The 6,958-nt window shown below is 69.6% G+C and carries 4 protein-coding genes and 2 pseudogenes; 5 read left to right on the top strand and 1 reads right to left on the bottom strand.

The features are described 5' to 3' along the window. Positions 1-1,101: pseudogene (locus APY03_RS30190) on the bottom strand (PQQ-dependent sugar dehydrogenase); the annotation flags it as partial. Between the two features lie 140 nt (positions 1,102-1,241). Between APY03_RS30190 and APY03_RS30195 the strand changes: the two are divergent. The 5 genes and pseudogenes from APY03_RS30195 to APY03_RS44810 form a co-directional block, all read left to right on the top strand. Next, complete coding sequence (locus APY03_RS30195) at positions 1,242-1,985, top strand: alanyl-tRNA editing protein (RefSeq protein ID WP_068682886.1); 744 nt, start codon at positions 1,242-1,244, stop codon at positions 1,983-1,985. 49 nt (positions 1,986-2,034) lie between these two features. Further along, complete coding sequence (locus tag APY03_RS30200) at positions 2,035-4,230, top strand: protein-disulfide reductase DsbD family protein (RefSeq protein WP_174262768.1); 2,196 nt, start codon at positions 2,035-2,037, stop codon at positions 4,228-4,230. Between the two features lie 93 nt (positions 4,231-4,323). Next, positions 4,324-5,016, top strand: coding sequence for a thioredoxin family protein (locus APY03_RS30205; protein WP_083944660.1), 693 nt, complete (start codon positions 4,324-4,326; stop codon positions 5,014-5,016). A gap of 56 nt (positions 5,017-5,072) precedes the next feature. Beyond that, on the top strand, positions 5,073-6,179 hold the full coding sequence (gene hemE / locus APY03_RS30210) for a uroporphyrinogen decarboxylase (RefSeq protein WP_068682888.1): 1,107 nt from the start codon (positions 5,073-5,075) through the stop codon (positions 6,177-6,179). Between the two features lie 368 nt (positions 6,180-6,547). Then, a pseudogene (locus APY03_RS44810) lies at positions 6,548-6,958 on the top strand (primosomal protein N'); the annotation flags it as partial.

Below are 6,958 nucleotides of genomic sequence, written 5' to 3' on the forward strand. Positions count from 1 at the left end.
GCTGCCGAATTCGGGCGGCATGCCGCGCGCGTCCGAGAAAGCCAACCCCAGCGGCGCCACGTGCGCGCCGAGCGCGTAGTCGGGCACCACCGCCTTGGCCACCATGTCCGGGCGCTGCGGCTCGACGCGCGCGTCCACATGGCTGCCGAAGTAGCTCCATGGCCAGCCGTAGAAAGCGCCGTCCTTCACCGAAGTCAGGTAGTCCGGCACCAGGTCGCTGCCGATCTCGTCGCGCTCGTTGACCACGGTCCAGAGGGTCTGGGTACCGGGCTCCCAGCCCATCCCGTTGGGATTGCGCAGTCCGCTGGCGAACAAACGCTTGGCGCCGCTCTTGGCGTCGACCTCCCAGATCGCTGCACGGCCTTCCTCCGCGGCCAGGCCGTTCTCGCCGACGTTGCTGTTGGAGCCCACCGTGACGTAGAGCTTGCTGCCGTCCCGGTTGGCGATCACGTTCTTGGTCCAGTGGTGATTGATGCCGGCGGGCAGGTCGGTCACCTTCGTCGGCGTTGCGGCGATCGCCGTCTGGCCTTCGGCGTAGGGCACCTTCACCAGCGCGTCGGCGTTGGCGATGAAGAGCTCGCTGCCGACCAGCGCGACGCCGAAAGGAGAGTTGAGGTTCTGCATGAACACCTGCCGCAGCTCGGCGGTGCCGTCGCCGTCCGCATCGCGCAGCAGCGTGATCCGATTGGCACTCGGAACCCCGGCGCCCGCGCGCTTCTGGACCATGCCCATGACCGACGACTTGATCCAGCCGAGCGGGCCGCCCGCGGTCTTCGCTCCCTCGGGCTTGGGCGGCTTGTTGCTTTCCACGACCAGGACATCGCCGTTGGGCAAGGTGTAGACCCACCGCGGATGGTCGAGGCCGCGCGCCAGCGCCGTCACGACGAAGCCGCTGGGCGCCCTCGGCCCGGCGGCATCGACCCAGCCGACCGCTGGCGCGATGTTCACGGTGGGCAACAGTGTCTTGTTGGGCGCGGGCAGCTGCGGCGTGGGGCCGATGCCGGCCTCGGGCGGCAGCTTGGCGGTCTCGCCGCAGGCCGCGAGCAACAGGGCCGCCGCCAGCGTGGCCGTGGCAGCAGGAAAGTGACGGGATCGCTTCATTGTCGTAAATCCTCATGCGCCGCCGCGATAGCCCGCGGCGCGCCAGCGAATGATCCCCGCCGGAACCCGCCCGGCTGTCGGCTGTAGGCGCATTCGGGCGTGGGCACACCCCGGCGCGGCGGCGCCGCTACCATCGGGCGATGACCGACGACCTGTTTCGATCCGATGCCTACCTGCGCGAGTGCGAGGCCCGCATCCTGCGCGTCGACGAGGCCGGCATCGTGCTCGACCGCACGGTCTTCTACCCGCTGGGCGGCGGACAGGCCGGCGACAGCGGCCAATTGGTGCTGGGCGACGGGCGCGCCCTGGCAATCGCCGACACCCGGAAGGCCAAGGATGCCGAGGGCCGGCCGACGAACGAGATCGTGCACGTGCCGGCGCCGGACCAGGCCGAGATGCTGGCCGCGTTGAGCGCAGGCGAGGCCGTGACGGCCCGCATCGATTGGGACCGCCGCCACAAGCTGATGCGCTTCCACACCGCGACCCACCTGCTGTGCCACCTCGTGCCCAACCCGGTCGACGGCTGCTCCATCACGCCCGAGTACGCGCGCCTGGATTTCCACATGAGCGACCCGCTGGACAAGGAGGCGCTCAGCACCGGCCTGGCACGGCTGGTGGCCGCCGGGCACCCGCTGGCCGTCGGTGCGATCACCGATGCCGAACTCGACGCCGATCCTGCGCTGGTCAAGAGCATGAGCGTGCAGCCGCCTCGCGGCACCGGCACCGTGCGCACGATCCGCATCGGCGAGGCCGAGGCGATCGATTTCCAGCCATGCGGCGGGACGCACGTGGCCAATACCCGCGAGATCGGCGCCGTGATCGTGACCAAGATCGAGAAGAAGAGCGCCAAGACCCGCAGGGTGGTGCTGGGGTGGGCCGCCTGACGCGGCGAGGACGGAACTTCGCTCCGCACGCACGCTCCGACTGACCGGCATGGCCCTCTCCTCTCTCTTTTCCTTTCTCCGTCGCGCGGCCTTCCTGGCTGCCACCACCCTCGCTGCGAGCCTGCCGGCAGCGGCCCAGCTGACTTCCCGCATCGGCCCCGTCGTCACCACACCGCATGTACGCGCGGAGCTGGTCGCCCACGCGCCGCAGGGCGTTTCCGCCGGCGCGCCAGTCTGGGTCGGGCTGCAAATCGCGCACCAGCCCGAGTGGCACACCTACTGGAAGAATCCCGGCGACTCCGGCCTCCCGACCGAGCTGGCCTGGTCGCTCCCGGCGGGTGTGTCGGCAGGCGAAATCGACTGGCCGGTGCCGAAGAAGATTCCCATTGGCACCCTTGCCAACTACGGCTACGAGGGCACCTTGGTGCTGCCGGTGCCGCTCACCGTGGCGCCCGACTTCAAGCCCCCGGCCGGCCTCGCCGGCGCCGAGGCGCTGGACATCAGGCTCAAGGCCACCTGGCTGGTCTGCCGCAAGGAATGCATTCCCGAGGACGGCGAGTTCCTGCTCAAGCTGCCGGTCCAGGGGTCGACCGCGGTGAATCAGGACACCTTCGACGCGGCGCTCGCCGCCCGGCCGGCGCCCCTGCCCAAGCCCGGATCGATTGCCGTCGAGGGCCAGAAGCTGCAGGTCCGGCTCGAAGGCCTTCCTGCCGCCGCGCGCGGCAGGACCCTGGAGCTGTTTCCTGAGACCGGCGAGGTGATCCACACCGCGGCCGTCCTCGGCAAGGACTGGACGCAGGCCTGGGACGGCGACACCTGGACCGCCAGCGTGCCGCTGGCGGAGCAGCGCAGTGCCAGCCCCGGCACGATGCCGCTGGTGGTCGCCCTGGCCGAGGCCGACCGCCAGGCCGGCCAGCCCGTCGCCTGGCGTGCCGAGGCGCAGGTCAGCGGCGCCTGGCCGGCCGCCGCCCCGCGCGCCGAGGTGTCGCCGGGCCTGCAGGCCGCGCTGGCGGCGAATGCGGCGGCTCCGTTGCCCCAACCCACCGGCAACTTCATCGCCGCGCTGCTGGGCGCCTTTCTCGGCGGCCTGCTGCTCAACCTGATGCCCTGCGTCTTCCCGGTGCTGGCCATCAAGGTGCTGGGTTTCACGCGCCGTGCCGACGACCATGCGGGTCACCGAACCGCCGCCGTGGCCTATACCGCCGGGGTGATGTTGTCTTTCCTCGCGCTCGGGGCCGCGATGCTCGCGCTGCGGACGGCCGGCGCGGAACTGGGCTGGGGCTTCCAGCTGCAGTCGCCGGCAGTGGTTGCGGCACTGGCGGCTCTCTTCACCCTGATCGGCCTCAACCTGGCCGGCCTCTTCGAATTCCGGATGCTCGCGCCGTCCTCGGTGTGCAGCGCCCAGGTCCGGCATCCGGTGGCCAACGATTTCCTGTCCGGGGTGCTGGCGGTGGTGATCGCCTCGCCCTGCACCGCTCCTTTCATGGGCGCCTCGATGGGCTTCACGATCGGGCTGCCGGCCACGCAGGCCCTGCTGATCTTCGCGGCACTCGGCTTCGGGCTGGCCCTGCCCTACCTGGCCGCCGGCTTCGTGCCAGGCGTGGCGCGCCTGCTGCCGAAGCCGGGCCCATGGATGAACGTCCTGCGCCGGCTGCTCGCCTTCCCGATCTTCGCCACGGTCGCCTGGCTGGTCTGGGTGCTGGGCCAGCAAAGCGGCATCGACGGCGCGGGTGCGCTGCTGGGCCTGCTGGTGTGCCTGGCGGCGGTCGTCTGGGCCCTCACCCTGCGCGGACGCACCCGCATCGTGGTGGCCAGCCTGGTCATCGCCGTCACCGCGGTGCTGGCCGGAACGATCGGCACGAATGTCGTGCGCAATGCGGCGCCTGCGGTGGCCGCCTCGACCGGCGAGCGCTGGCAGCCCTGGTCACCCGCCCGCGTGAGCGAGCTCGCGGCCGAAGGCCGCCCGGTGTTCGTCGACTTCACGGCCGCCTGGTGCGTCACCTGCCAGTACAACAAGCGCAACACGCTGGCCGACAGCGCGCTGCTGGCCGAATTCGATGCCAGGAAAGTGGCCATGCTGCGGGCCGACTGGACCCGCCGCGACCCCCGGATCACCGCAGCGCTGGCCGCGCTGGGCCGAAGCGGCGTGCCCGTCTATGTTCTGATGGCGCCGGGCAGGCGGCCGGTCGTGCTGACCGAGATCCTGAGCAAGGAAGAGGTCCGCGAGGCGCTTGCAAGACTTTGACCCTGCCCCTCTACGGGTTGTCACAACCAGGTGAGGAAAGCGCTCTAAGCTGTCGCGGTCGTTGATTTTTTGTAAGTGGAGTTCAAGCTGACCATGCCCCCATCGTCGACCTCAGACTCGCGATCCGCCCGTGCGGCGCGCCAGGCGCGCGCCGCCCTGAGCCGGGCTTCCCGCCGCGCCGTGATGGCCGCCGCCGTGGCCCTCGGCGCCACCTTCCTGATGGGCTCGAATGCCGTGGCCGCGCCGGCGGTAGGCCAGAAGGCGCCCGACTTCGTCGCCGTCGATACTGCCGGCAAGCAGCACCGCCTGTCCGATTTCGCCGGCAAGTTCGTGGTGCTCGAATGGACCAACCCGGGCTGCCCCTTCGTGCGCAAGCACTACGGCAGCGGCAACATGCCCGCCACGCAGAAGGCCGCAACCGAGAAGGGCGTCGTCTGGCTGGCCGTCAATTCAACCGAGCGCGCCGCCAGCGACTACCTGAAACCCGCCGCCCTCGAGGCCTGGATGAAGGAGCACTCGGGCGCCCCCACCGCCGTACTGATGGACGAGGATGGGGTCATCGGGCGTGCCTACGCCGCGCGCACCACGCCGCACCTCTACATCATCGACCCCAAGGGAATGCTGGTGTATGCCGGTGGCATCGACAGCATCGCCTCGTCCCGTGTCGAGGACATCAAGACCGCCACCAACTACGTGAACCAAGCCCTCGGCGAGGCCTTCGGCGGCAAGCCGATCAGCGCGGCGACGACCAAACCGTACGGTTGCTCGATCAAGTACAAGGCCTGAGAAGGTGTGAACGAATCCGCCGGACCCGCGGCGAAGGCCCCTGCGACAATCGCGGGATGCCTTTCGCTCCCCTGAAGAACGACTCTTTCCTGCGCGCCTGCTGGCGGCAGGCCACCGATCACACGCCCGTCTGGCTCATGCGCCAGGCTGGGCGCTACCTGCCGGAATACGTGGCGACGAGGGCGCGCGCCGGCAGCTTCATGGGGCTGGCCACAAATGTGGACTACGCCACCGAGGTCACCCTTCAGCCGCTCGCCCGCTATCCGCTCGACGCCGCCATCCTCTTTTCCGACATCCTCACGGTGCCCGATGCGATGGGCCTGGGCCTGTCCTTCGAGGCCGGCGAGGGACCGCGCTTCGCACGGCCGGTGCGCGACGAAGCCGCCATCGGCGCGCTCGAGGTGCCGGACATGGAAAAGCTGCGCTATGTCTTCGATGCCGTCGCCTCGATCCGCCGCGCCCTCGATGGCAGCGTCCCGCTGATCGGCTTCTCCGGGAGCCCCTGGACGCTCGCCTGCTACATGGTCGAGGGCGCCGGCTCGAGCGACTACCGTCTCGTCAAGACCCTGCTCTACAGCCGCCCGGACCTCATGCACCGCCTGCTCTCGGTCAATGCCGATGCGGTGGCGGCGTACCTCAACGCGCAGATCGACGCCGGCGCCCAGGCCGTCATGGTCTTCGACAGCTGGGGCGGGGTACTGGCAGACGGCGCGTTCCAGGACTTCAGCCTGGCCTACACGGCCCGCGTGCTGTCGCAGCTGCGGCGACAGGGCCCGGACGGCCAGCCGGTGCCGCGCATCGTCTTCACCAAGGGGGGCGGGCTCTGGCTGGAGGACATGCGCGCGCTCGACTGCCAGGTGCTCGGGCTGGACTGGACCGTCAGCCTGGCGCGCGCGCGCGCGCTGGTCGGCGAGGGCAGCGGCGCCAAGGCGCTGCAGGGCAACATCGATCCGAACATACTGTTCGCTCCCCCCGCGCGCATCGAGGCCGAGGTCGCAAAGGTGCTGCGGGCCTTCGGGCCGCCGCACACCGACGCCGCCGCCAGCGGCCCGACCCATATCTTCAACCTGGGCCACGGGATCAGCCAGTTCACCCCGCCCGACCGCGTCGCGGCGCTGGTAGCCGCGGTCCATGCGCAGTCCCGCGCGCTGCGCGGCGCCTGAGGCCGTTATGCCTTGTAAGCACCTGAGAACGCGTGTCCGGCGTTTGTCAAGTTGGAAAATGGTGAGGACGGACTGACTTATGCACAAAACACCTGTTGCGGTGCGCAAAAACAACTGAGGCCTCGCGCGCCCCGCTCCTAAAGCGATAGCGTCGCTAAGTCGTTGATTCATATGGAATTTGGATTTTGCTTTTTTTGCGGGCATTCCAGCGGAAGCCTTGATTTCCAAGGGCTGGCGGCGCGTCGGGGCTCGATATCAACAAAGTTATCCACAAGAACTCTGGATCACTTCCAAAGCGTTGGTGAATCAACGACTTAGGCTGCTTTGCTCCAAGTTCCTTTAACCTCCGCTCCGATGGGAAGAGCGCCTTGACCTGGCGACTCGAGATCGCCGTTCAGACTCCCGCGCACGCCGCATTAGGGGATCTACTTAGCTACACGAGCCCAACACCCGTGGCGCCCGGCGCGCTGGTCCGGGTGCCGCTGGGCCGCCGCGAGGTGCTCGGGGTGGTGTGGTCGGCGCAACCCGCCGCGACGCACGACGAGGCGGCGGCCCCGGTAGAACTCAAGCCGGTCGGTGCCGTGCTGGACGCGCTGGCGCCACTGGGCGCGGCCTGGCGCGACCTGGTGGCCTTTGCCGCCCGTTACTACCAGCGCTCGCTGGGCGAGATCGCTCTGGCGGCGCTGCCACCGCAGTTGCGCGACCTCAGTACAGTGCAGCTGGCTCGGCGACTCAAGCGGCAGGCGGCGCCCTCGGCAGCCGCGGCCAGCCCCAGCGGA

This window comes from Variovorax sp. WDL1 (assembly GCF_001541225.1).
GTDB lineage: Bacteria > Pseudomonadota > Gammaproteobacteria > Burkholderiales > Burkholderiaceae_C > Variovorax.